General features: G+C 76.1%; 19 protein-coding genes and 1 other RNA gene. 15 read left to right on the top strand and 5 right to left on the bottom strand.

What is annotated here, in order from left to right; translation table 11 throughout:
• Window positions 1-130 precede the first annotated feature (130 nt).
• Window positions 131-1,063 carry a phosphotransferase gene (locus tag WDV86_RS11440; RefSeq protein WP_339567765.1) on the bottom strand — a complete coding sequence of 311 codons (933 nt, stop codon included), beginning with the start codon at window positions 1,061-1,063 and terminating at the stop codon, window positions 131-133.
• A 136-nt stretch (window positions 1,064-1,199) separates the two neighbouring features.
• Between WDV86_RS11440 and nudC the strand changes: the two genes are divergently transcribed.
• Complete coding sequence (gene nudC / locus WDV86_RS11435; protein WP_339567764.1) at window positions 1,200-2,171, top strand: NAD(+) diphosphatase; 972 nt, start codon at window positions 1,200-1,202, stop codon at window positions 2,169-2,171.
• 51 nt (window positions 2,172-2,222) lie between these two features.
• Here nudC and WDV86_RS11430 read toward each other — a convergent pair whose 3' ends face one another.
• Window positions 2,223-2,921 carry a hypothetical protein gene (locus WDV86_RS11430; protein ID WP_339567763.1) on the bottom strand — a complete coding sequence of 233 codons (699 nt, stop codon included), beginning with the start codon at window positions 2,919-2,921 and terminating at the stop codon, window positions 2,223-2,225.
• A 37-nt stretch (window positions 2,922-2,958) separates the two neighbouring features.
• Window positions 2,959-3,222, bottom strand: coding sequence for a mycoredoxin (locus WDV86_RS11425; protein ID WP_339567762.1), 264 nt, complete (start codon window positions 3,220-3,222; stop codon window positions 2,959-2,961).
• Between the two features lie 178 nt (window positions 3,223-3,400).
• Here WDV86_RS11425 and WDV86_RS11420 point away from each other — a divergent pair, with 178 nt between their 5' ends.
• From WDV86_RS11420 to ssrA, 12 genes are all read left to right on the top strand, one after another.
• Window positions 3,401-5,551 (top strand): ATP-dependent DNA helicase UvrD2, encoded by a 2,151-nt coding sequence (locus WDV86_RS11420; protein WP_339567761.1) that lies wholly within the window; start codon window positions 3,401-3,403, stop codon window positions 5,549-5,551.
• 177 nt (window positions 5,552-5,728) lie between these two features.
• Window positions 5,729-6,895: a DUF418 domain-containing protein gene (locus WDV86_RS11415; RefSeq protein ID WP_339567760.1), complete on the top strand. Its 1,167-nt coding sequence runs from the start codon at window positions 5,729-5,731 to the stop codon at window positions 6,893-6,895.
• Window positions 6,892-8,631: a gamma-glutamyltransferase gene (locus WDV86_RS11410; protein WP_339567759.1), complete on the top strand. Its 1,740-nt coding sequence runs from the start codon at window positions 6,892-6,894 to the stop codon at window positions 8,629-8,631. The genes WDV86_RS11415 and WDV86_RS11410 overlap by 4 nt, the downstream gene beginning before the upstream one ends.
• 139 nt (window positions 8,632-8,770) lie before the next feature.
• Window positions 8,771-9,094, top strand: coding sequence for a hypothetical protein (locus tag WDV86_RS11405; protein WP_339567758.1), 324 nt, complete (start codon window positions 8,771-8,773; stop codon window positions 9,092-9,094).
• A gap of 135 nt (window positions 9,095-9,229) precedes the next feature.
• On the top strand, window positions 9,230-9,514 hold the full coding sequence (locus tag WDV86_RS11400; RefSeq protein ID WP_339567757.1) for a WhiB family transcriptional regulator: 285 nt from the start codon (window positions 9,230-9,232) through the stop codon (window positions 9,512-9,514).
• A 140-nt stretch (window positions 9,515-9,654) separates the two neighbouring features.
• Window positions 9,655-10,779 (top strand): peptide chain release factor 2, encoded by a 1,125-nt coding sequence (gene prfB, locus WDV86_RS11395; protein ID WP_339567756.1) that lies wholly within the window; start codon window positions 9,655-9,657, stop codon window positions 10,777-10,779.
• 383 nt (window positions 10,780-11,162) lie between these two features.
• Window positions 11,163-11,951 (top strand): cell division ATP-binding protein FtsE, encoded by a 789-nt coding sequence (gene ftsE / locus WDV86_RS11390; RefSeq protein WP_445263037.1) that lies wholly within the window; start codon window positions 11,163-11,165, stop codon window positions 11,949-11,951.
• A complete protein-coding gene (gene ftsX / locus WDV86_RS11385; RefSeq protein WP_339567755.1) occupies window positions 11,948-12,856 on the top strand; it encodes a permease-like cell division protein FtsX in 909 nt (302 codons plus the stop codon). Before ftsE ends, ftsX begins: the two co-directional genes overlap by 4 nt.
• 4 nt (window positions 12,857-12,860) lie before the next feature.
• Window positions 12,861-14,267, top strand: a complete 1,407-nt coding sequence (locus WDV86_RS11380) for a peptidoglycan DD-metalloendopeptidase family protein (RefSeq protein ID WP_339567754.1) — start codon at window positions 12,861-12,863, stop codon at window positions 14,265-14,267.
• A 138-nt stretch (window positions 14,268-14,405) separates the two neighbouring features.
• Window positions 14,406-14,921: an SsrA-binding protein SmpB gene (gene smpB / locus WDV86_RS11375; protein ID WP_339567753.1), complete on the top strand. Its 516-nt coding sequence runs from the start codon at window positions 14,406-14,408 to the stop codon at window positions 14,919-14,921.
• A gap of 41 nt (window positions 14,922-14,962) precedes the next feature.
• On the top strand, window positions 14,963-15,994 hold the full coding sequence (locus WDV86_RS11370) for an Atu2307/SP_0267 family LLM class monooxygenase (protein ID WP_445263050.1): 1,032 nt from the start codon (window positions 14,963-14,965) through the stop codon (window positions 15,992-15,994).
• A gap of 150 nt (window positions 15,995-16,144) precedes the next feature.
• Window positions 16,145-16,514: a transfer-messenger RNA gene (ssrA, locus tag WDV86_RS11365) on the top strand.
• Between the two features lie 56 nt (window positions 16,515-16,570).
• Here ssrA and WDV86_RS11360 read toward each other — a convergent pair.
• Entirely contained in the window at window positions 16,571-17,791 is a 1,221-nt protein-coding gene (locus WDV86_RS11360) for an NAD(P)/FAD-dependent oxidoreductase (RefSeq protein WP_339567751.1), read from the bottom strand.
• Window positions 17,792-17,905: 114 nt separating this feature from the next.
• A complete protein-coding gene (locus tag WDV86_RS11355) occupies window positions 17,906-19,375 on the bottom strand; it encodes a GGDEF domain-containing protein (RefSeq protein WP_339567750.1) in 1,470 nt (489 codons plus the stop codon).
• A gap of 303 nt (window positions 19,376-19,678) precedes the next feature.
• On the opposite strand from WDV86_RS11355, the gene WDV86_RS11350 reads away from it, so the two are divergent.
• On the top strand, window positions 19,679-20,767 hold the full coding sequence (locus WDV86_RS11350) for a ribonuclease Z (protein WP_339567749.1): 1,089 nt from the start codon (window positions 19,679-19,681) through the stop codon (window positions 20,765-20,767).
• A gap of 208 nt (window positions 20,768-20,975) precedes the next feature.
• On the top strand, window positions 20,976-23,486 hold the full coding sequence (locus WDV86_RS11345) for a phosphoketolase family protein (RefSeq protein WP_339567748.1): 2,511 nt from the start codon (window positions 20,976-20,978) through the stop codon (window positions 23,484-23,486).
• Window positions 23,487-23,518 lie beyond the last annotated feature (32 nt).

The following is a 23,518-nucleotide window of genomic DNA, read 5'->3' as shown; positions in this document are numbered from 1 at the left end:
GAGGGCGCAGGGCCGGGCGGCCCCGAGGGCGCAGGACCGGGCGGCCCCGAGGGCGCAGGGCCGGCTGCGCGCGGGGGAGCAGTGCCCGGACCCCGCCCCGAGGCGATGTTCGCGGTGGCGACGCGGAGCCTCAGAGCGCCTCGCCGCCTACGTCGGAGTCCAGGTCCTGCAGCATCTGCACAGCGTCGTCGACGACGCCCGCGTCGTCCAGGCGGACGCCGTGCAGCAGCCAGCGCACGAGGGCGACCTCGCCGGAGAGCTGGGCGCGCACCGGCAGGTGCCGGTCCGGCTGCTCGCGGCGGGTGACGGCGTAGGTCTCCAGGACGGTGTCCAGGGCCCCGGGCTCGGCCCCGACGGCCACCCACGCCAGGTCGTCGGCGGGGTCGCCGACGCGCGCCTCGGCCCACTCGACGACCGCGACGACGTCCTGCCCGCCTGCGAGCACCCGCTCGGGGGTGAGGTCGCCGTGCACGAGGCACGGTGAGAAGCGCCACCGGCCGACGTCCTCGGTCGCCTTCTCCCACCGGGACAGCAGCCCCGGTGGCACCTGGCCCGTGCTGGCGGCGCGGTCGAGCTCGGCGAGCCGGCGCTCGCGGTGCTCCTCGGCCGTGTAGGTGGGCAGGCCGACCTCCTCGGCCAGGGCGGTGGGCAGGTCGTGCAGGCGCCCGAGGCAGGTGCCGAGCGAGGTGGAGAGCCCCGGCCCGGCGCGCAGGTCGGAGGGGTCGAGCGGCACGCCGCCCAGGTGCCGGTGCACGAGGGCCTTGCCCCCACCCCGCAGGGGGGCTGAGCCCTCGGGCTCGGGGACGGCGAAGGGGAGGGCGTCGTCCTCCCCGAGGGAGCCCAGCCGGCGCAGCAGGACGGCCTCGTGCTCCAGGAGGGCGCTCGCGGCGGCGTCCAGCGGGGCACGCACGACCCATGCGCTGCCGTCGGCCGCCGCGACGACGGCGGCGTCGACGTCCTCGCCGACGCCGTCCTCGACCCCGGCGGGCCGGGCGCCGGTGACCTGCAGGCTCGGGACGGCGGCGCTGGCCAGCGCCGCGAGCACGAGGGGGGAGCGGGGCACGGCGGACACCGTAGACGCCGCAGGCCTGCCTGCCGGGACGGCGCACCGCGGCCGGGAGGTCTCGGTGCGTGCGGCTGCTCGCGCCGGCGGGCCGTCCGCGGTGGGAGCGCGGTGGCCCGGCGCCTACGGTGACGTCGTGACGCCGCTGCGCTCCCTGCTCCTGTCGCGGTCGACGGTCGACCGGGACGGCGAGCGGCGCACCCGCCCCGACCTGCTCGCCGAGCTGTGGGCTGAGGACGCCACGCGGGTGCTGCGCGTGCGTCCCGACGGGAGCGCGCCCGTCCGTGCCCGCGACGGCGGCGGGTCGACGCTCGACCTGGTGGCGCCCCGGGCGGTCGCGCCCGCCCCGCCCGAGGACTCCCCCGTCGTCTACCTGGGCCGGGAGGAGGACGGCACGGCGCACGTGGCGGTGGAGGTGCCCGACGACCAGGACGTCGCGGACGGCGCCGGCTGGCCGGTCGCCCCCGGCGGCGAGCAGTGGCAGGGCCTGCGGACCCTGGCCCCCGACCTCGACGACCGCGACGCCGGCCTGCTCGTCGAGGCCGTAGGCGTCCTCAACTGGCACCGCGTGCACCCCTGCTGCCCGCGCTGCGGCGCCCGCACGAGCATCACGTCGGCGGGCTGGACGCGCGCCTGCCGCGTCGACGGCAGCGAGCACTACCCGCGCACCGACCCGGCGGTGATCATGGCCGTCGTCGACCCCGACGACCGGGTCCTGCTGGCGCACAACGCGATGTGGCCCGAGGGGCGGTACTCGGCGCTCGCGGGCTTCGTCGAGCCTGGCGAGCCGTTGGAGGCCGCGGTCCGGCGCGAGGTCCTCGAGGAGGTCGGCGTCGTCGTCGGCGACGTCGTCTACCGCGGCAGCCAGCCCTGGCCCTTCCCCGCCTCCCTCATGCTCGGCTTCACCGCGTCCGCGACGACGAGCGAGATCCGCGTCGACGACGTCGAGATCGCGGCCGCCCGGTGGTTCAGCCGCGCCGAGCTCGCCGCCGCGGTGACCTCCGGGGAGGTGCTGCTGCCGCCCCCGACGTCGATCGCGCTGCGGCTCGTGGAGTCCTGGTACCGCGAGGAGGCCGGCGAGGAGCTGCCGGGGCGCCCGGGCTGGTAGCCCGGGCTCGACGCCGGAGCCGGCACGCCCCGCCCTCGCCGGGACGGACCCTCACCCCCACGCGCTCGGTGCGTCCCCGAGCAGCAGCGCGGGGCGGCGGGGGTCCTCGGCGCGGACGACGAGGTCTGCGCGCGGGGCCGGGTCGGTCTCCTGGAGGTAGATGGCCCACGCCCCGACGACCCGCTCGGCCTCGGCCCCGTCCAGCCGCCGCCGGACCGCCGCGTCGGAGACGAGCAGGTGCACGGACAGGTCCAGGGCGTCCGCCGTCTCCCACCGCAGCAGGTGCGGCCCGTCGAGCACGAGCACCGACCCGGGCGCCGCACGACGCCGCTCGGCGCGGGTCGCCCGGTCGCGGACGACGTCCCACAGCGTCGGCAGCCACGCGCCCGACCCCCCGGGTCCGAGCGGGTCCAGCACCTCGCGCGCCAGGGCCAGGTGGTCGACGAAGGAGTCGTACCCGCTGGCCGCGTCGGTCGGTCCCGCCGCCAGCCGCACCGAGCGCGGCCGCAGGAAGTCCGCGGCGCGGACCCGCAGGACGCCGGCCCCCTGGGCGGCCAGCTCGTCGGCGACGGCGTCCGCGAGGAGCCCGCCGTCCGCCGGGACCGCCGCGTCGACGCCGACCCGCACCGCCGCGCCGGCCGAGGGGTCGTCACGGGCGGCCAGCGAGGCCGCCATGGCCTGCCCGGCCACCCGGCGGGCCAGCGCGGCGACGTCGAGGGGCTCGAAGCGGGTCGTCCGGTGGCTGCTCATCGGGTGCCGCCCCGGCCGACGGGGCCGGGTGGCGGCCTCAGAGGCGGCTCTTGACCTCGGCCAGCGTGGGGTTGGTCGCCGTCGTGCCGTCGGAGAAGAGCAGCGTCGGCACGGTCTGGTTGCCCCCGTTGACCGAGGCGACGAACTCCGCGGTGCCCGGCACGTCCTCGATGTTGACCTCGCGGTAGGAGACCCCGTCCCGGTCCATCTGCCGCTTGAGGTTGCGGCAGTAGCCGCACCACGTCGTCGTGAACATCGTGACGGCGCCGGCGGCGGGGACGTGGTCGGTGGACGCGCTCATGGCTGCGGTGCTCCCGGTTCGGAGGGACGTCGGTCGAGAAGGACGTCGGACGCCGGCACAACGCGCACGCCTCGTGCCGTCATCCTGGCCCCGGGGAGGAGCTCGGGCGCCCGCGCCCCGGGCCGCTGTGGACGGCCGGGCCCCGCGGTCGCCGCCGGGTGCGAGCATGACGCCCGCCATGAGCCCGACCGCCGCGACCCGCCCCGTGCCCGCCGACGGCAGCCACGAGCGACCTCTGCCCCCACGGGACGCCGACGCCGTCCTCGCGGCGCTCGACCCCGAGCAGCGCGAGGTGGCGACGTCGCTGTCCGGGCCGGTGCGCGTGCTCGCCGGCGCGGGCACGGGCAAGACGCGCGCGCTGACCCACCGCATCGCCCACGGCGCGCTGGCCGGGGCGTGGCAGCCGACGCAGGTGCTCGCCGTCACCTTCACCGCCCGGGCCGCCGCCGAGATGCGCACGCGCCTGCGCGACCTCGGCGTGCCCGGCGTGCAGGCCCGCACCTTCCACGCCGCGGCGCTGCGCCAGCTGCAGTACTTCTGGCCGCAGGCCGTCGGCGGGGGGCTGCCGCCGCTCGTCGAGCACAAGGCCCAGCTCGTGGCCCAGGCCGCCTCGCGCCTGCGGATGAGGGTGGACCGCGCCGCCGTCCGCGACCTGTCCGCCGAGGTCGAGTGGGCCAAGGTCGGCATGCTCACGCCCGACGCCTACCCCGAGGCCGCCCGCCGCCGGGGCCGCGACGCCCCCGCCGGGCTCGACCACCTCGCCACCGCGCGGGTGCTGCGCGCCTACGAGGAGGTCAAGACCGACCGCGGCGTCGTCGACTTCGAGGACGTCCTGCTCCTCACGGTCGGCATCCTCGAGGAGCGCGAGGACGTCGCCCGGACCGTCCGCTCGCAGTACCGCCACCTGGTCGTCGACGAGTACCAGGACGTCAGCGGGCTGCAGCAGCGTCTGCTGGAGCTCTGGCTCGGCGACCGCCAGGACCTCTGCGTCGTCGGCGACGCCAGCCAGACCATCTACTCCTTCGCCGGCGCCGACCCGCGCCACCTGCTCGAGTTCGACCGTCGACACCCCGGCACGCACACCGTCCGGCTCGTGCGCGACTACCGCTCGACGCCGCAGGTCGTCGGCCTGGCCAACGGCCTGCTCGACCGCGCGCCCCGGGCCGCGACGCGGGCGCGCGTCGAGCTGGTCGCCCAGCGCCCCGCCGGTCCCGCGCCCGAGTTCTGGGAGAACGCCGACGACGACGCCGAGGCCGCGCGCGTCGCCGCGTGGGTGGCCGGGCGCCTCGCCGAGGGCCACCCGGCACGCGAGATCGCCGTCCTGTACCGGACGAACAGCCAGTCCGAGCCGCTGGAGCAGGCGCTGTCGGCCCAGGGCGTCGGCTACCTCCTGCGCGGCGGCGAGCGCTTCTTCGCCCGCAAGGAGGTGCGCGACGCCGTCCTGCTGCTGCGGGGGGCCGCCCGCGCCGACGACGGGAGCCAGACCCTCGGTGCCCTCGTGCGCGACGTCCTCTCCGGCGCCGGCTGGGCCGAGGCACCGCCGGCCGCCTCGGGCGCCGTCCGCGAGCGCTGGGAGTCGTTGGCGGCGCTCGTCGCCCTCGCCGACGACGTCGCCGCCGCCCGCCCGCAGGACCGGCTGCCGCAGCTGGTCGCCGAGCTGGACGAGCGCGCGGCCGCCCAGCACGCCCCGGCGGTCGAGGGCGTCACGCTCGCCTCGCTGCACGCCGCCAAGGGGCTGGAGTGGGACGCCGTCGTGCTCGTCGGCCTCTCCGAGGGCCTCATGCCGATCTCCTTCGCCCAGGACGACGCCGACGCCGTCGAGGAGGAGCGCCGGCTGCTGTACGTCGGCGTCACCCGCGCGCGCGAGCGGGTCGTGTGCTCGTGGACCCTCTCGCGCACCCCCGGCGGGCGGGCCTCGCGCAAGCCCTCGCGCTTCCTGGACGGGTTGCGGCCCTCCTCGGCGGCCGACGCCCCGGCGGGCGGCGTCGCCCGGGGGGAGCGGGGATCGCGACGGCGCGGCGCCAGCCTCTCGCGGTGCCGCACCTGCGGCGAGCCCCTGACGACCGCGGCCGCCCGCAAGACCGGCCGGTGCGAGGACTGCCCCGCCACCTACGACGAGGCCGTCTTCGAGGCGTTGCGGGAGTGGCGCTCGCGCACGGCCGCCGAGGCGAAGGTGCCCGCCTACGTCGTCTTCACCGACGCGACGCTCGTCGCCGTGGCCGAGACGAACCCCCGCGAGCTCGCCGGGCTCGCGGCCATCGCCGGGATCGGCCCGGCCAAGCTGGAGCGCTACGGCGAGCAGGTGCTGGCGGTCCTGTCCCGCCCCTGAGCCGCGTCCCGCGCCGTCCCGGACGCAGGTACCGGCCGGCACGCACCGGACGCGACCTGGGTGGGGGGCGAGCGGGCGACGACGCGCCCCGGGGGCGAGGACGGCGTGCGCCCGGCGCCGGGCGGCGCCTGCCGGTCTCGACGCGTCGCTGCTCGGCTCCGGGGTTACCGTCGTGAGGTGGCGACGCCGGGGGCGGTCAGAGGTCGTCCTCGCCCGCGCCCGCAGACCGCGCCGCGCGACGCCGGCCCTCTCTCCCGGCCTCCGCCGGAGGACCGAGGGGCCGCTCCCACGGCGACCGACCGGCTCCTGGGGGTCGACGCCGCCCGGGGCCTGGCCCTGGTCGGGATGATCGTCGTCAACGTCGGGCCGATGCCGCCGACGTCGCTCGTGCACCGGCTGTACCTGCTGCCCTACGGTCGCGCGTCGTTGCTCTTCGTCGTGGTCGCGGGGATCGGCGCCGGTCTCGTGGCCGCCAGGGCGCTCCGGCGGGGGACCTCACGGCGAGAGGTGTGGAGCGCCGCCCTCTGGCGGGCGGCGGTGCTGGCCGCCCTCGGCCTGGGCCTGCAGGAGCTCACCGACGACATCGGCGTCGTCCTCACGCTCTACGCCGTCCTGTTCCTCCTGGCCCCCGTGCTCGGCCGGCTGCCGACGTGGCCCCTGGTCGGCCTGGCCGCTGCCTCCCTGGTGCTCGGGCCCGCCCTCGTCGTCCTGCACGAGGTCCTGGTGACGTCTCTCGCGCCGGGCAAGCCCCCGGTGCAGCTGGGCGACCCCCCGGGCGAGATGCTCCTCGGCCTGCTCGTCGCCGGGCGCTACCCGCTGGTCACCTGGGTCGTCCCCTTCGTGGTCGGGCTCCTGCTCGCCCGGGCCGACCTCGCAGCCCGCAGCACCCAGCGTCGCCTCGTCGGGTGGGGGGCCGTCGCGGCGGTGGGGGCCTTCGGGGCCTCGACGCTCGCCCGCGCGCTCCTCGGCCCGACCGCCGACGAGGGTTTCGCGAAGCTGCTCACCGGCGTGGCGCACGGGCAGATGCCGCTGTGGCTGGTGAGCGGCGTCGGCGGCGCCGCCGTGGTCGTCGGGCTGGCCGTGCGCGCCGGGCAGGCCCGCCCGGCCCTCCTGCGGCCACTCGCCGGCTACGGCCGCCTGGCGCTGACCCTCTACGTCCTGCACGTCCTCGTCATCGTCGCCTGGGTGCCCGACGACCTGACCCTCGCCCACGGGGTGGTGACGAGCGCCGCCCTGGTCGTGGGGACGGCGCTCGTCGCCGCGGTGTGGACGCGGGTCGGCGGCCCCGGCCCGCTCGAGCGGCTCGCCCGCCCCTTCTGGGCGCCTGCCGGCGGCCGCCCGTGACCCGCTCCGCCCCGGACGCGGCCGCCCCGGCCGCCGCCCCGGACACCGCCGGGCCTCGCCGGCGCTCCCGGGCGGCGCTCGCGCTGCTGCTGGCCTCGGCGGTGCTCCTGCCCGGCTGCACGGCGGTGCAGGAGGAGTCGCCCCCGCAGGAGGCGCCCACCACGTCCGCGCCCGCGCCGTCGCCCCCTCCCACGGCGACGCCGGAGCAGACCACCCCGGCCCGGTCGACGCTGGCCGCGGGCGGCGTCAGCTCGGGCCACCCGCTGGCCAGCGAGGCCGGCGCCGAGGTGCTGCGGCGCGGAGGCACGGCGGGCGACGCCGCCGTCGCGGCCGCCTTCGCCGACGCCGTCATCACCCCACCCACGTCCGGCATCGGCGGAGGTGGGGTCGCCCTCGTCGCCGTCGACGGCCAGGTGACGAGCTACGACTACCGGGAGGTCGTCAACGAGGCCGGCTCCGTCCCCGGCAGCGGCACCGGCATCCCCGGCTTCGTCGCCGGCCTGCAGCGCCTGCACGCCGACCACGGGGCCCTGCCCTGGGCGGACGTCCTCGCGCCCGCGATCCGCCTCGCCCGCGAGGGGACCCCCGTCTCCGGCTTCCTCGCCGGGACCATCGTCAGCGGCGGCGGGCAGCGCGCGACCGGCGGGCTCGCCCAGTTCCAGCGCCCGGGCGGCGGGCTGCTCCGCGAGGGCGACGTGCTCGTGCAGCAAGAGCTCGCCGACACGATGCAGGTCATCGCCGACGCAGGCGCGGACGCCGTCTACCGCGGCGACCTGGTCCCCGCGCTCACCACCTCCGCGGGCGTGGACGCCGACTCCCTCGCCGCCTACGAGGTCGTGCTGCCCGAGCCTGCCGCCGGGCCGCTGGGGGACTACCGACTGGTCTCGGCCGCTCCTCCGCACCCCGGCGCGGCGGTCGTCCAGACGGCGCAGATCGCCGAGGACGGCGGCATCGGCCAGCTCGAGCCCGGCTCCGCGGCCTTCGTCGACCTGCAGACCCGCGCCTGGCGGGTCGCCGAGGAGGAGGTGCAGCGGTCCCTCGGCGACCCCGCCTTCACCGACGTCCCCGTCGCCGAGATCACCGACCCCGATCGCAACGCGGCGATCGCGGCCGACCTGGGGCTCGCGCCACCGCCGGGGGAGGACCCCTCGGGCGACGAAGGCCCCGACGAGGAGGAACCGGGCAGCACGACGCACATCTCCGTCGTGGACGCCGACGGGCGAGCGGTGTCGATGACGAACACCCTCACCGCCTTCTGGGGCTCCGGCCAGGAGGTCGGCGGCTTCTTCCTCAACAACTCGCTGGGCCGCTTCGGCGCCATCGGCACGGGCAGCGCGAACGTCCCGTCGCCGGGACGCCGGTCGGCGACGTGGAGCGCGCCCACGATGGTGCTCGACCGCGAGGACCGCCCGGTCCTCGTCGTCGGGACGCCCGGCGGGAGCGTCATCCCCAGCGTCACCACGACGGTGGTCCTGCGCTGGGCGCTGCACGGCGAGGACCTCGCCGAGGTCGTGCCCGCGGACCGCTTCTTCTACCGGGAGGGCGCCGTGACGGTCGAGGACGCCGGGCTCGTCGGCCCGGTCTCCGCGCTCGGCTGGCGCACCCAGACCCTGCCGTCGGCGCAGCGGGAGACCTTCGGCTCGGTCCAGGCGCTCGCCGTCGACTGGGAGAGCGGCGAGGTCAGCGGCGTCGCCGACGACCGGCGCTCGGCCGGGGTGGCCTTCGAGGCTCCCTGAGCCGACCGCGGCGCCCCTCGCCGGCCGAGCCCGTGGACGTCGTCGGGAAAAGACGTTGTGCGCGTCGCCGCACCTCCCCTAGCGTCCTGGGCGTCGGTGCGCGTCCGCGCCCCGACCAGGCAGGCAGGAGGTGGTCCCGATGAGCACGACGACGACGACGCTGACGACGGCGACCCCGAGCCTGCTCGTGCCCTCGCCGCAGATGACGGGCGAGCTGCGCCCCGCCGAGGCCCGGCCCGACACCTCCGCCTTCGTGGGCTCGTGCCTCGGCGTCGACGGCTACGCCGTCCTGCTCGGCCGCTCCTTCGGCGCGGGCCTCGGGCGCGGCACGCCCGGCGCCACCGGCCACCGCAGCGCCACCGGCAACCGCAGCGCCACCGGCATCGGCACCTCCCAGCGCCACCTCCCCCTCCCCGACGGGACCCCCGTCCCCGGCACCGCCTCGACCCGCTCGGCTCCCTAGCCGCCGGATCCAGGCCCGCCGAGGCCGCGGCTCCCACCCCGGGAGCCGCGGCTCCACCTGATCGTCGCGGCTCCCTCCTGACCCGCCACCGCCCGCCACCCCGGGCAGCACCCCAGGAGAAGCACCGTGCAGCTCATGGCCATGCTCGAGGCCGACCCCACCGACCCGACCGAGGCCTGCGCCGTCCCCTGCCGCGCCGGCGACGGCGACCTCTGGTTCGCCGAGGCCCCCGCCGCCCTGGAGGAGGCGAAGGTCCGGTGCGCCCCCTGCCCGCTGCGGGAGGCGTGCCTCGCCGGCGCGCTCGACCGGCGCGAGCCCTGGGGCGTCTGGGGCGGGGAGATCTTCGACGGCGGCGCCGTCATCGCCCGCAAGCGGCCCCGGGGCCGGCCCCGCAAGCACCCCGTCGCCGCGGCGTCCTGACGGCGCCGCCCGGCTCGCGTCCAGGGAGGTCGTGCTCGCCCCCACCCCGGGGCGCGACCACGACCTCCCTGCCGACCGGCTCCTGGCGGGCCGCCCAGGCGACCGAGGGCCACCTCCGCCGCCGCGTAGGCTCGTCCGCCGTGGCTGCCGTCGACTTCCCCGCCGAGATCCGCGACCTGCGGGGCACGTACGCCTCCATCACCGAGGTCACCGACCTCGACACGCTGAGGGCGACGATCCGCGAGCTCTCCGAGCAGGCGTCGGCCCCCGACCTGTGGGACGACGTCGAGCACGCCCAGCAGGTCACCAGCCGCCTCTCCCACGCCCAGGGGGAGGCCGAGCGCATCGACCGGCTCGGCGCGCGCCTGGACGACCTCGAGGTGCTCGTCGAGCTCGCCGAGGCGGCCGAGGGGGAGGAGCGCGCGCAGACGCTCGAGGAGGCCGGGCGCGAGCTGGAGCAGGTGCGGGCGGCCATGGCCCAGCTGGAGGTGCGCACCCTGCTGTCGGGGGAGTACGACCCCCGCGAGGCCATCGTCACCATCCGCGCCGAGGCCGGCGGCGTCGACGCCGCCGACTTCGCCGAGATGCTCCTGCGGATGTACCTGCGCTGGTCCGAGCGCCACGGCTACCCGACCGACGTGTACGACACGTCCTTCGCGGAGGAGGCCGGCATCAAGTCGGCGACCTTCAAGGTGGCCGCGCCCTACGCCTACGGCACCCTCTCGGTCGAGCAGGGCACCCACCGGCTCGTGCGCATCTCGCCCTTCGACAACCAGGGCCGGCGCCAGACGTCGTTCGCGGGCGTGGAGGTGCTGCCGGTGGTCGCCGAGACCGACCAGGTCGACATCCCCGAGAACGACCTGCGCGTCGACGTCTTCCGCTCCTCGGGCCCGGGCGGCCAGAGCGTCAACACGACCGACTCGGCCGTGCGCCTGACGCACCTGCCCACGGGCGTCGTCGTCTCCTGCCAGAACGAGAAGAGCCAGCTGCAGAACAAGGCGGCGGCGCTGCGCGTGCTGCAGGCCAAGCTGCTGGAGCGGGCGCGCGCCGAGCGCCAGGCCGAGCTCGACGCGCTCAAGGGCGCCGACTCCGGCAGCTGGGGCAACCAGATGCGCTCCTACGTGCTGCACCCCTACCAGATGGTCAAGGACCTGCGGACCGAGCACGAGGTCGGCAACACCTCCTCGGTCTTCGACGGCGAGATCGACGGCTTCCTCGAGTCCGGCATCCGCTGGCGACGCCAGGGCGACAAGGCCTCCGCCTGAGCAGTCGTCCCCAGGTCGGGCGCCCGGCGGGCAGAGACCACCCGGTGGGGTGGGCGCGGGGTCGCGACGTCACCCGTCGGGGTGGGGACGAGAGCGGCGCTGGGCGACAGCCCGTCTCGCCGCGCCACGCAGCGTGACGCGCCGAGGCGGGTTTTCGGGGTGCGCCGGGCGAGGACGTACGCTGCCCGAGGCCGGGGAGCTGCGCGTCCGGCGCGCAGGCGGTCCGAGCAGGGCGGCACCAGGTGGTGCCGCCCCGGAGGTCCGCGTCTTCCCACTGCTTCAGCAGGCAGGCACGTCTGCCGACGCAGTCAGAGACAGCGACGACGAGAACGAGTCCCGCCGCCCGCGCGGGAGCACCCGAGACCCGGCCGCCTGGACGTGCAGTGATCCGCTTCGACGACGTCACGAAGACGTACGACCGCACCGCGCGGCCCGCCCTCGACGGCATCGACCTCGAGGTCTCGCGCGGTGAGTTCGTCTTCCTCGTCGGCGCCTCGGGCTCCGGCAAGTCGACCTTCCTGCGGCTGGTCCTCAAGGAGGACGTGCCGACGTCGGGCGCGGTGCACGTGGCCGGCAAGGACGTGCGGCGCCTGTCCAGCTGGAAGGTCCCCCACCTGCGCCGCCAGATCGGCGTCGTCTTCCAGGACTTCCGGCTCCTGCCCGGCAAGACGGTCTTCCAGAACGTCGCCTTCGCGCTGCAGGTCATCGGGCGCTCGCGCTCGTCGATCAGCACCGCCGTGCCCGAGGTGCTCGAGCTCGTCGGCCTCCAGGGCAAGGGGGAGCGGCTCCCGCACGAGCTCTCCGGCGGGGAGCAGCAGCGCGTCGCCATCGCCCGCGCCATCGTCAACAGCCCGGCCATCCTGCTGGCCGACGAGCCGACCGGGAACCTCGACCCGACGACGAGCCTCGGCATCACGCGGCTGCTGGAGCGCATCAACGGGCGCGGCACCACCGTCGTCATGGCCACGCACGACGACGACATCGTCGACAGCCTCCGCAAGCGCGTCGTCGAGCTCGTCGACGGCAAGGTCGTGCGCGACGAGCACCAGGGCGGCTACCTCACGGGCACCATCCCGGTGGTCCCGGCGCCCGGGACGTCCGTGGACCACGTCGGCGCCGGCTCGCTCGACGTCCCCGCCGAGGCCGCCCCGGGCGGGGGCACGACCTCATGAGGTTCCAGTTCATCCTCTCCGAGATCGCCATCGGCCTGCGGCGCAACCTGTCGATGACGGTGTCCGTCGTGCTCGTCACCTTCGTCTCGCTCACCTTCGTGGGCGCCGGCGCCCTGCTGCAGCAGCAGGTCTCGGCGATGAAGGGGACCTGGTACGACAGCGTCCGCATCTCGATCTTCCTCTGCACGCAGGACAGCCAGTCGGCGAGCTGCTCGGGCGCGGCGACCGAGGCCAACAAGGACGCCATCGCCACGGCGCTGGAGACGCCGCCGCTCTCGGACTACGTCTCCGAGGTGCGCTTCGAGAGCCAGGACGAGGCCTTCGAGGAGTTCCAGACCTTCGCCGACGACGGGCTGTCCGCCTACGTGACGCCAGACCAGCTGCCCGAGTCCTTCCGCGTCGGCCTCGTGGACCCGGAGCGCTTCCAGGTCATCCAGGAGAGCTTCTCCGGCAGCCCAGGGGTCGAGGAGGTCGTCGACCAGGGCGAGGTGCTCGAGCCGTTCTTCGCCGTCCTGAACGCCCTGACGGCGGTCTCGCTCGTCCTCGCGGGCGTCATGCTCGTCGCCGCGGTGCTGCTGATCGGAACAACGATCCGGCTCGCAGCCTTCAACCGGCGGCGGGAGACGGGCATCATGCGCCTGGTGGGTGCCTCCAGCGTCGTGCTGCAGCTGCCCTTCCTGCTCGAGGGTGTCATCGCCGTGAGCCTCGGCGCCGCGCTGGCCAGCGCGGCGCTGCTCCTCGCCGTCCAGTACGGCGTCACGGAGTGGCTCGCGCTGCAGGTCACCTCGTTCGACTACGTGAGCACCACCGACGTGTGGGTCACGGTGCCGTTCCTGTTCCTCGGAGGCGTGCTGCTGGCCGCGGTCGCCTCGCTCGTGTCCTTGTCCCGCTACCTGAAGGTCTGACCTGATGACGAAGCCCCCGACCACCGGCCGGCATCGCTGCCTGCGCCCGGCGGCCGCTGCCCTCGGCCTCGCCCTGGCCGTCTCCCTCGCGCCGGGTGGGGGCCCGGCGCTGGCGGCGCCCGTGCTGGCCTCGCCCGCGGAGGACACGCGGGCCGAGAAGCAGGCCGTCGACTCCGCCCTGGAGGCGCTGCAGGGCGACCTCGTCGGCACCTCGGCCGAGCTGACCGACGCCTACGCCGAGTACGCCGCCGTGCAGGGCATGCTCCCGGGCGCGCAGGCGGCGGCGACGCTGGCCCGCGACGTGCAGGCCGCCGCGCAGGAGAAGGCCGACGAGCTGGCGCGACGGCTCGTCGCCTCCGAGCAGGCGCGGACCGCCGCCGCGGACGCCGTCGCGCAGACCGAGGCCGCCATGGCGCAGTCGCGCACGTCCATCGGGCGCATCGCCTCCTCCGCCTACCGCAGCCGCGGGGTGCCGCAGGGCCTGTCGCTGGCCCTGGGGTCGGGCAGCACCGAGGAGTTCGCCTCGCGGACGGCCGCCGTCAGCGGGCTGTCGTCCTCGGAGCAGGACGTGCTCACCGACCTCGGCTCGGACGAGGCGGTGCGCCAGAGCGCCACCGACCGCCTCACCGCCGTCACCGAGCAGGTGGCCGACCTGAAGGTCGAGGCCGAGGGGCAGCTCGCCATCGCCGCGGAGGCGACCGCCGAGGCCGAGGCCCGCCAGGCCGAGGTCGAGGCCCTCGTGGCCCGCCAGCAGGCCGCCGTCGCGACGATCGAGGACCGCCAGGCGGAGGAGGAGCAGCGCCTCGCCGCCCTGGAGCAGGAGTCCACCGCCCTCGGTGACGAGCTGCGGGCCATCGCCGAGCAGGAGCGGCGCAAGGAGGAGGAGCGCAGGCGCGCGGCGGAGGCCGCGGCGGCTGCCGCGCAGTCCTCGGGCTCCTCGTCCGCCAGCGCCGACCGCCTCGCGGCGCCGCCGGCGGTCAGCCGGTCCACGCGCGGCGACACCGGCGGCACCGCCGACACCGGCGGCACGCTGGCCTACCCCGGTGGTCGCATGACCTCCGGCTACGGGATGCGGATGCACCCCATCCGCGGGTACATGAAGCTCCACGCGGGTCAGGACTTCTCCAGCGGTTGCGGCACGCCGATCCGCGCGGCCGCGGACGGCGAGATCGTCTCGGCCGGGTGGCAGGGCAGTTACGGCAACCTGGTCGTCATCAACCACGGCATCCTGCGCGGGCAGCCCGTGGCCACGGCCTACGCCCACCTGCAGGGCTTCGCCAAGCGCTCCGGCTCGGTCTCCCGTGGTGAGGTCATCGGCTACGAGGGCACGACGGGCGGGTCCACCGGGTGCCACCTGCACTTCGAGGTGCGCGTCAACGGCAACCCCGAGAACCCGCTCAACTGGTTCTGATCCCCCGCGGGCCGCAGCGGCGGCCACGACGCCCGTCCGTCCCCGGACCCGCGCCGGTGCCCGCCTAGACTGGGGCGCTGCGAGGGCCGGGGCCGGCGGGCACGTCGGCCCCAGGTCAGCCGACGAAGGAGGGACGCCGTGGCGAGGGCCGGGCACAAGACCGCCCAGAAGAAGGGCGGCCGGGACGGCGACGGCCGCCTCGTCGTCGCGACGAACCGTCGCGCACGGCACGACTACCTCCTCACGGACACCTGGGAGGCGGGCATCGTCCTCTCGGGCACCGAGGTGAAGTCCCTGCGCGCGGGGCGGGCGTCGCTGGTCGACGGCTTCGTGTCCGTCGACCGGGGCGAGGCGTGGCTCGAGGCGGTCCACATCCCGGAGTACACCGAGGGCACGTGGACCAACCACCCGCCTCGGCGGCGGCGCAAGCTGCTGCTGCACCGGCTGGAGATCGACAAGATCGGCGCCGAGGTGCGCGAGGGCGGCATGACCGTCGTCCCGCTGCAGCTGTACTTCACCGGCGGCCGCGCGAAGGTCGAGATCGCGCTGGCCCAGGGCAAGAAGAACTGGGACAAGCGCCAGGCGTTGCGCGAGCGCCAGGACTCCCGAGAGGCCCAGCGGGCGATGTCCTTGCGCGTGCGGCGGGGCGAGTGAGCGTCGACGGCCCCGCCGACCTCTCCGCCCCGGGTGGTCGCCTGGAGCTGGGCCTGACGACCTTCGCCGAGGTCTACCCCGACCCGGGCACCGGCGTCGCCGTGACGCCGGGCGAGCGGCTGCGCCAGGTCGTCGCCGAGGTCGAGCTCGCCGAGCAGGTCGGCCTCGACGTGTACGGCGTCGGCGAGCACCACCGGGCCGACTTCGCCGCCTCGGCCCCCGCCGTCGTGCTGGCCGCCGCGGCGGCGCGGACGACGCGCATCGCGCTGACCAGCGCCGTCACCGTGCTGTCCTCGGACGACCCGGTGCGGGTGTACCAGGACTTCGCGACGCTCGACCTGCTCTCCTCGGGGCGGGCCGAGGTGATCGCCGGGCGCGGGTCCTTCGTCGAGTCCTTCCCGCTCTTCGGCTACGACCTCGACGACTACGACGACCTGTTCGCCGAGAAGCTCGAGCTGCTGCTGGCCATCCGCTCCTCGGAGCGGGTGACGTGGTCGGGCCGGCACCGGCCGGCGCTGCGGGACGCAGAGGTCCACCCCCGCACGGAGGGCCACGAGCTGCCCGTGTGGGTCGGGGTCGGCGGCAACCCGCAGTCGGTCGTCCGCGCCGGCCTGCTGGGGCTGCCGATGGCGCTGGCGATCATCGGCGGCCAGCCGGCACGCTTCGCGCCGCTCGCGGACCTGCACCGGCGGGCGCTCGGTGAGGCCGGCCACGCGCCGCAGCCGCTCGCCGTGCACGCCCACGGCTTCGTGGGCGAGAGCACGGCGGAGGCGGCCGACGCCTACTACCCCTCCTACGCCGTCGCGATGTCCCAGCTGGGCCGCGAGCGCGGGTGGGGTGCCATGACGCGCGGCGCGTTCGACGAGATGCGTTCGCCCACCGGCTCCCTCGTCCTCGGGGACCCGCAGTCGGTGGCCGACAAGATCCTCGCGATGCGTCGCGACCTCGGGATCAGCCGGTTCATGCTGCACGTCAGCGTCGGCACGCTGCCGCACGAGCAGGTGCTGCGCGCCATCGAGCTGCTCGGCACGCAGGTGCGGCCGCTGCTCGACGAGGCGCTCACGCCGGCCTGAGGTCGCGCCGTCGAGGTCCGTCCGGGGAAGAGGGCGTGACCGCCGGCTGTTGTCGGCGGTACAGTCGGAGGGCCCAGCGGGCCCCGCGCGAGCGGACCGGCTGGACCGCTACCGGTGAGCAGGTGACCGGCAGCGGGGACAACTGCACAGGGGGGTGACAGGTTTCGACGTCGTTCTCTGAGCCAGGGGAAGCGGGTCGAGGATGCAAGGTCAACTCGTTGATGCCCCTTGCAAACCTATAGGTGCCGATTCCAAGCGCACCGACTTCGCCCTCGCCGCCTGAGCGAGGCCTGAAGTCCGTCGGTCTGGGAGTGCTCCCGACCCAGTAACCGGCGTCAGCTAGGGAGCCACTGGGAGCGGTCCTCGCCATCGGGGCCGTTCCGACACGCAGATGGCTGGGCCTGGGTCAGCGGCGCGCCTGCGCGACCGCTGGGGCCGAGAAACTCCCGAGCAGGCTGCACCCGGAGAAGCCCTGGCGATGCGACGACGGACCCGGGTTCGATTCCCGGCACCTCCACGTGAGTACGACGAAGGCCCCGACCGCACGGTCGGGGCCTTCGTCGTACCGGGGCGGGCTCAGGCGGCCGAGATGCGTCCGCGCAGCGCGCTCTCCTCCTGCGGGGTCCCCTCGGCGAGGACGGCGGTCGCCTCGTCGGTCTTCCCGGAGATGGCCCACAGCAGCACGCCCGTCACGCGGCGCTCGTCGTCGAGGTAGTAGACGACGCCGGGGCCGCCGACGCCGTCCTCGGACTGCCAGTCCTCGACGACGTCGGCCGAGCCGTCGAGCACGCCGACGGCCTCGTACCGGGTGCCGTGCACCATCGAGTAGAAGAACGGGGTGTGCTCGTGCGGCTCGGTGCGGCCCGCCATGAGCTCGCCGACGGCCTGGCCCATGGTCTTGGCGTTGTCGACGTGCTCGACGCGCGTCGTGCCGAGGACCTTGTCGACGTACTGGGCGACGTCGCCGGCGGCGTACACGTGCGGGTCCGAGGTCCGCAGGTGCTCGTCGACGACGATGCCGTCGTCGACCGCCAGCCCGGCCGCCTCCGCGAGCTCGGTGCTCGGGGCGATGCCCAGCCCGAGCACGACGGCGTCGGCCGAGAGGGGGCCGCCGTCGTCGTCGAGCTCGACGTCGACGCCGTCCTCGCGGGTCTGCCCGCCGGTGACGCGGGCGCCCGGGCGGATGGTCACGCCGGCGCCGGCGAACATGCGCTGGAAGTGCAGCGCCAGGTCCGGCGGGAACATCGAGGCGCCGAGGACGTCGTCGGGCGTCACGAGGGTGACGCGCGTGTCGTTCTGGGAGAGGGCCGCGGCGATCTCGGTCCCGATGTAGCTGCCGCCCACGACGACGACGTGGCGCTGCTCGCCGGCGAGGCGACGCAGGTCCCGGTAGTCCTGGGCGGTGCGGAAGGAGATGACCCGCTCGCCGTCCTCGATCGGGCCGGGCTTTGTCCTCCCGCCCGTCGCGAGCAGCAGGGACTCGTAGCCGAGCACCTCGCCGGCGTCGGTCGTCACCGTCTGCGCCGCGGTGTCGACCGCCGTGACGCGCACCGACGTGCGGACCTCGGCGCCGGTGTCGGCCGCGGTGCCGCAGTCGTTGTCGGCCTCGGTGAAGTCCGGGTCGACCCACAGCTTCTTCGACAGCGCCGGGCGGGTGTACGGCGGGTCGGCGTCCTCGCCCAGGACCACGATGCGCGCGTCCGCGTCCCGCGAGCGGATGCCGCGGGCAGCGGCGTCCGCCACCATCCCGCCACCGACGATGACGTACGGCGCCCGGTCGGTCGTCTCTGCTGCCACGTGCTCCTCCTCCTGCGCGCCCCTGCGGGCCCAGCGGGTGTCCTGCGGGTGTGTCCTGCCCGCCACGCTAGGTCGGTCGCCGCAGCCCTGCCCGGCGGGCCGGGCCGCCCCCGCTCACCCCGGCGCGAGCAGCGCGTTCCTCGGGGACGGCGGGTCCGGCGGAAGCCCGGGCGTGCGTCCGGGCTTGCGGGCGTACATCTGCGCGTCCGCCGCCCGGACGGCGGCGTCGACGCCGGCGACGTCGGCCGGGACGTCGGGCGCGGGCAGCACGGCCGTGCCGACGGAGGCCCCCACGACGACGCGCGCACCACCGGGCAGGTCGTGCGGGCGACGCACCTTCCGGGCGAGCTCGTCCAGCAGGTCGGCGAGTCGGTCCTCGGCCCGGTCGGGCAGCAGCGCCGCGAACTCGTCGCCGCCGACCCGGGCGACGAGCGCGTCCTCGCCGAGCGCCTGGCGCAGCCGGCGTCCGACCTCGACGAGGACCGCGTCGCCTGCCGCGTGCCCGTGGACGTCGTTGACCGCCTTGAAGCCGTCGAGGTCGCACAGCAGCAGCGTGGCCGCCAGGTCGCCCGGGCCCCGGGCGAGCAGCGCCTCGTGCATCCCACGGCGGTTGGCCAGCCCGGTCAGCTCGTCCGTGCGCGCCAGCCGGTGGGCCTCCTGCGCCGTCCGGGCCTCGCCGAGCGCCATGACGAGCAGCAGCACGGCGGCGGCCAGCGTCGCGACGGGAGCCACCGTCGACGACGGCCCGACCTCCGGGGGAGTCAGAGGCTGCAGCGCGAGCAGCACGAGCGCGGCCACGGCCGCGAGGACGACGGGCGCCCGCGGTCGCCACCGCTGCAGCGCTGCGGCCGGCGTGCGGTCGAGCGACCAGCCGGCGAGGACGAGGGCGAGGGCGAGGGCGTAGCCGCAGGTGTGCACCGACCACAGCGGGGCGACGACGAGGTCGGCCAGCCACACGCCGTCGAGCACGGTGAGCAGCGCCAGGCCGGCGACGAGCAGCCGGCGTCCCAGCGAGGTCCGCCCCGACCGGGCCCCCTGGCGGACGACCAGCACGGCCAGGCTCGCCCAGACGGCCGGGTAGACGGCCAGCAGTGCGGTCGTGGGTGTCATGGCCCCGTGCGCGACGGGGACGGCCAGGACGCCGCCGACGGCGCTCGCGACCCCGCCGACGAGGACGGCGGTCTCGGCGACGAGCAGGGCCCACCACCGGGCCCGGTCGCCGGCCCGGCGCCCGAGGTCGGGCGGGGGCGAGACGTCGAGCCGGACGAACGCCGCGAAGAAGACGAGCGAGGTCGCGTAGAGCCACTCGTAGGGCATCGGCGCCGAGGCGGGGTGCGGACCGGCGCCCTGGTCCAGCGCCCGGAGGGCGGCGGCGAGGCACCACGTGCAGACGGCGAGGGCGAGGGCCACGCCGGAGGCCCGGCGGTGGCCGCCGACCGCGAGCCCCACCGCCGCCGCCGCGAGGGCGGCGAGCGCCACCAACCCCGGCAGCACCGGGTCCCCGACCCCCGTGACGCTGGAGACGGCGAAGCCGGCTGTGCCGGCGCCGGCGGCCAGCGCTGCGACGGCGGGGACCAGGACCACCCAGCGGTCCGCCCGTGCCCTGCCGCCGCCCCTCGAGCCCCCAGCCGTCGCGCCTGTGCCCCCAGCCCTCGCGCCTGTGCCCCCCGCGGGCGGGGTCGTCGTGCGCACGTCGCCGTGCCGACGTCGGCGCCGGAACCCCTCGAGCCGCGCGTCCTCCACGGGCCACCTCTTCTGTCGTCCCCCCGGCGGACCCCGACCCTGGCAGGCCGGCGGTGGCCGCGGAGGCCTTTCCGGCAGCCGGGGTCTCCTCACCCCCTCGCTCGGCAGCGGTCCACCCGGTCGACGGCGGCTACGGTCGCCGGCGTGCCGGCGCGCGAGCTCGTCGTCCTCGGGACCTCCTCGGCGGTCCCGACGCGTCACCGCAACCACTCAGGCCACCTGCTGCGCTGGGACGGCGAGGGGCTGCTCGTCGACCCGGGGGAGGGCACGCAGCGGCAGATGCTGCTGGCCGGCGTCGCGGCCTCGACGGTCGACGTCATCGCGCTGACCCACGAGCACGGCGACCACGTCCTCGGCCTGCCGGGTGTGCTGCAGCGGCGCGCGATGGACGGGCTGGCCGCGCCGGTGCCGCTGGTCTTCCCCGCCGCGGCTGCCCCGCTCGTCGAGCACCTGCTGGGCGCGGCGGCGCACGCGGCGGCCCTCGCCGTGCCGTGCCGGGTGGAGGACGACGGCCCGGTGCGCGGACCTGACGGCGCGCCGCTGCGGGTCGGGGGAGCGGTGCTCCACGCCGTGGCGCTCGACCACCGGGTGCCCGCGTTCGCCTACCGGCTCGTCGAGCCGGACGGCCGTCGGATGCTGCCCGAGGCCTTGGCCGCGCGCGGGGTCGCGGGGCCCGACGTCGGCCGGCTGCAGCGTGAGGGCGTCCTCGCGACCCCGGACGGGACGGTGCGGCTCGCGGAGGTCAGCGAGCACCGCGCCGGGCAGGTCGTCGCGCTCGTGCAGGACACCCGGTGGTGCGACGGCGCGCTCGCCGCGGCTGCCGGCGTCGACCTGCTCGTCTGCGAGGCGACGTTCGCCGACGCCGACGCCGCGCTGGCCCCGACCTACGGGCACCTGACGGCCCGGCAGGCCGGCCGGCTCGCCGCCGCGGCGGGTGCGCGCCGGCTCGTCCTGACGCACTTCTCCTCGCGCTACCCGGACGTCGCGCCGCTGCTCGCGCAGGCCCGCGAGGAGCATGACGACGTCGTCGCCGCTGCCGACCTCGAGCGGCACGCGGTGCCGTCGCGCCGGTGCGCAGGGCGGCTGGTCAGCGACGAGGCCGCGAGCCCTTGCCGACCTTCCGCAGCACCGCGAGGTAGAGCCCGACGAGCACGACGACGGGCCCCGCCGCCGCCCAGAAGGTGCTCCCGGTCATGGGGCTGCCGCCGACGACGCCGACCCCCTGGAGGGTGAAGAGCGTCCCGAGCAGCACGAGGACGACGCCGACGACCGTGAGCACGCGCGAGGACATGCCCTGATCCTGCGCCCGGCGTCCCGGGCTCGCACGCAGGCGTCGACGTACGCCCCGACACCCTCTCGACGCGCCGCGGACGTCGCGTCGTCGCGCGCCAGCCGCGCCGGCGTGGCCCCACGACGGGGCGATCGGGGCCACCCTGGCGCGATGACGCAGACGGCGACGGGCGGGCGGGTCCTCGACGACACCGAGGTGGAGGCGCTCGACCGCTGGTGGCGCGCCGCGAACTACCTCTCGGTCGGGCAGATCTACCTCATGGGCGACGACCCGCTGCTCGCCGAGCCGCTCGCCGCCGAGGGCTGCAAGCCGCGCCTGCTCGGGCACTGGGGGACGACGCCCGGCCTGAACCTCATCTGGGCGCACGTGAACCGGTGCGTCCGCGAGCGCGAGCTGGAGGCGCTCTTCATCACCGGCCCAGGTCACGGCGGCCCGGCCGTCGTGGCGTCCACGTGGCTGGAGGGCACGTGGACCGAGGTCTACCCCGACGTCACGCGCGACCTCGCCGGGATGGGAAAGCTCTTCCGGCAGTTCAGCTTCCCGGGTGGGATCCCCAGCCACGTCGCCGCGGAGGTGCCCGGCTCGATGCACGAGGGCGGCGAGCTCGGCTACGCCCTCTCGCACGCCTTCGGCGCCGCCTTCGACGACCCCGACCTCGTCGTCGTCGCGGTCGTCGGCGACGGCGAGGCCGAGACCGGCCCGCTGGCCTGCTCCTGGCAGTCGACGGCGTTCGTCGACGCCGCCCGCGACGGCGCCGTCCTGCCGGTGCTGCACCTCAACGGCTGGAAGATCGCCAACCCGACGACGCTCTCGCGCCTGTCGGACGCCGACCTCGTCGCCCACCTCGGCGGCCGTGGCTACGCCCCCGTCCTCGTCGAGGGCCCGGGCGAGGGGGAGACGCCGGCCGACGTGCACCGCCGGCTCGCCGCGGCCCTCGACTCCTGCCTGGACGGCATCGCCGCGATCCAGCGGCGCGCCCGCGGCGAGGACGGCGGGGAGGTGCCCGACCACGGCCTGGAGGTCGAGGACCCGGCCGACGTCCCGCGCTGGCCGATGCTCGTGCTGCGGACGCCGAAGGGGTGGACGGGCCCGCAGAAGGTCGACGGGAAGCTCGTCGAGGGCACGTGGCGCTCCCACCAGGTGCCGCTCTCTGAGGTGCGCAGCGACGAGGACCACCGCCGCGAGCTGGAGGAGTGGCTGCGCTCCTACCGCCCCGAGGAGCTCTTCGAGCCCGACGGGAGCCCGCGGCAGGACCTGCTCGACCAGGTCCCGCCGGCGCACCTGCGGATGAGCGCCAACCCGCGGACCAACGGCGGGTCGGTCTCGACGCCGCTGCGGCTCACGGACTTCCGCGACCACGCCGTCGAGGTGCAGGACCCGGGCACGCAGATGCACTCACCGACCGGCGTCCTGGGGGGCTGGCTGGCCGAGGTGGCCCGGGACAACCTGACGAGCTTCCGCCTCTTCGGCCCCGACGAGGTCGCGAGCAACCGGCTCCAGGCCGTCGTCGCCGAGGTCGGCCGCACCTGGGCCGCGGCGGGCCACCCCGAGGACGACCGGATGCGCCCGTCCGGCCGCGTCATGGAGGTGCTGTCCGAGCACCTGCTCCAGGGGTGGCTGGAGGGCTACCTGCTCACGGGGCGGCACGGCGTCTTCACCAGCTACGAGGCGTTCATCCACATCGTCGACTCGATGGTCAACCAGCACGCCAAGTGGCTGAAGGTCTGCAACCGGCTGCCGTGGCGCGAGCCGCTGCCGTCGCTGAACTACCTGCTCTCCAGCCACGTCTGGCGCCAGGACCACAACGGCTTCTCCCACCAGGACCCGGGGTTCCTGGACCACGTGGCGAGCAAGAAGGCGGAGGTCACGCGGATCTACCTGCCGCCGGACGCCAACACGCTGCTCTCGACGATGGACCACTGCCTGCGCAGCCGGCAATACATCAACGTCGTCGTCGCCGGCAAGCAGCAGGCCTACGACTACCTGCCGATGCAGGAGGCCGTCGAGCACTGCGCCCGCGGCGTCGGGATCTGGGACTGGGCCAGCAACGACGAGGGGGCCGAGCCCGACGTCGTCGTCGCCGCGGCCGGCGACGTCCCGACCCAGGAGGCGCTCGCCGCCGTCGACCTGGTGCGCCAGCACCTGCCGGAGGTGAAGGTCCGCTTCGTCAACGTCGTCGACCTCATGCGCCTGCAGAGCGCCTCCGAGCACCCGCACGGCCTGTCCGACACCGAGTTCGACACCGTGTTCACCCGGGACAGGCCTGTCGTCATGGCCTTCCACGGCTACCCCTCGCTCGTGCACCGGCTCACCTACAAGCGCGCGAACCACGCCAACCTGCACGTGCGCGGCTTCGTCGAGGAGGGCACCACGACGACGCCCTTCGACATGGTGTCGCTCAACGAGATGGACCGCTTCCGGCTGGCCGTCGACGTGCTCGACCACGTGCCCGGGCTCGTGCCGCGGCACGCGGCGCTGCGCCAGCGCCTGCTCGACTCCCGGCGCCGCGCCCGCGAGCACGCCTACGCCTCCGGGGAGGACCCGGTCGAGATCAGCGGGTGGCGCTGGCCGCACGGCGGCGTCCACCACGAGATGCCGGGCGCCGCGGCGACGCCGGCCGCCGGCGGCAGGGCGGACGATGTCGGGGACCAGCCGGGGTAGGGGGCGACGACGCCGCGGCCGCTCCCGGTGAC

This window comes from Pseudokineococcus sp. 1T1Z-3, from assembly GCF_037482365.1.
Classification (GTDB): Bacteria; Actinomycetota; Actinomycetes; order Actinomycetales; family Quadrisphaeraceae; genus Pseudokineococcus.
Note: the sequence above shows the minus strand (reverse complement) of the source record. Positions and strands in the feature narration are given on the sequence as shown.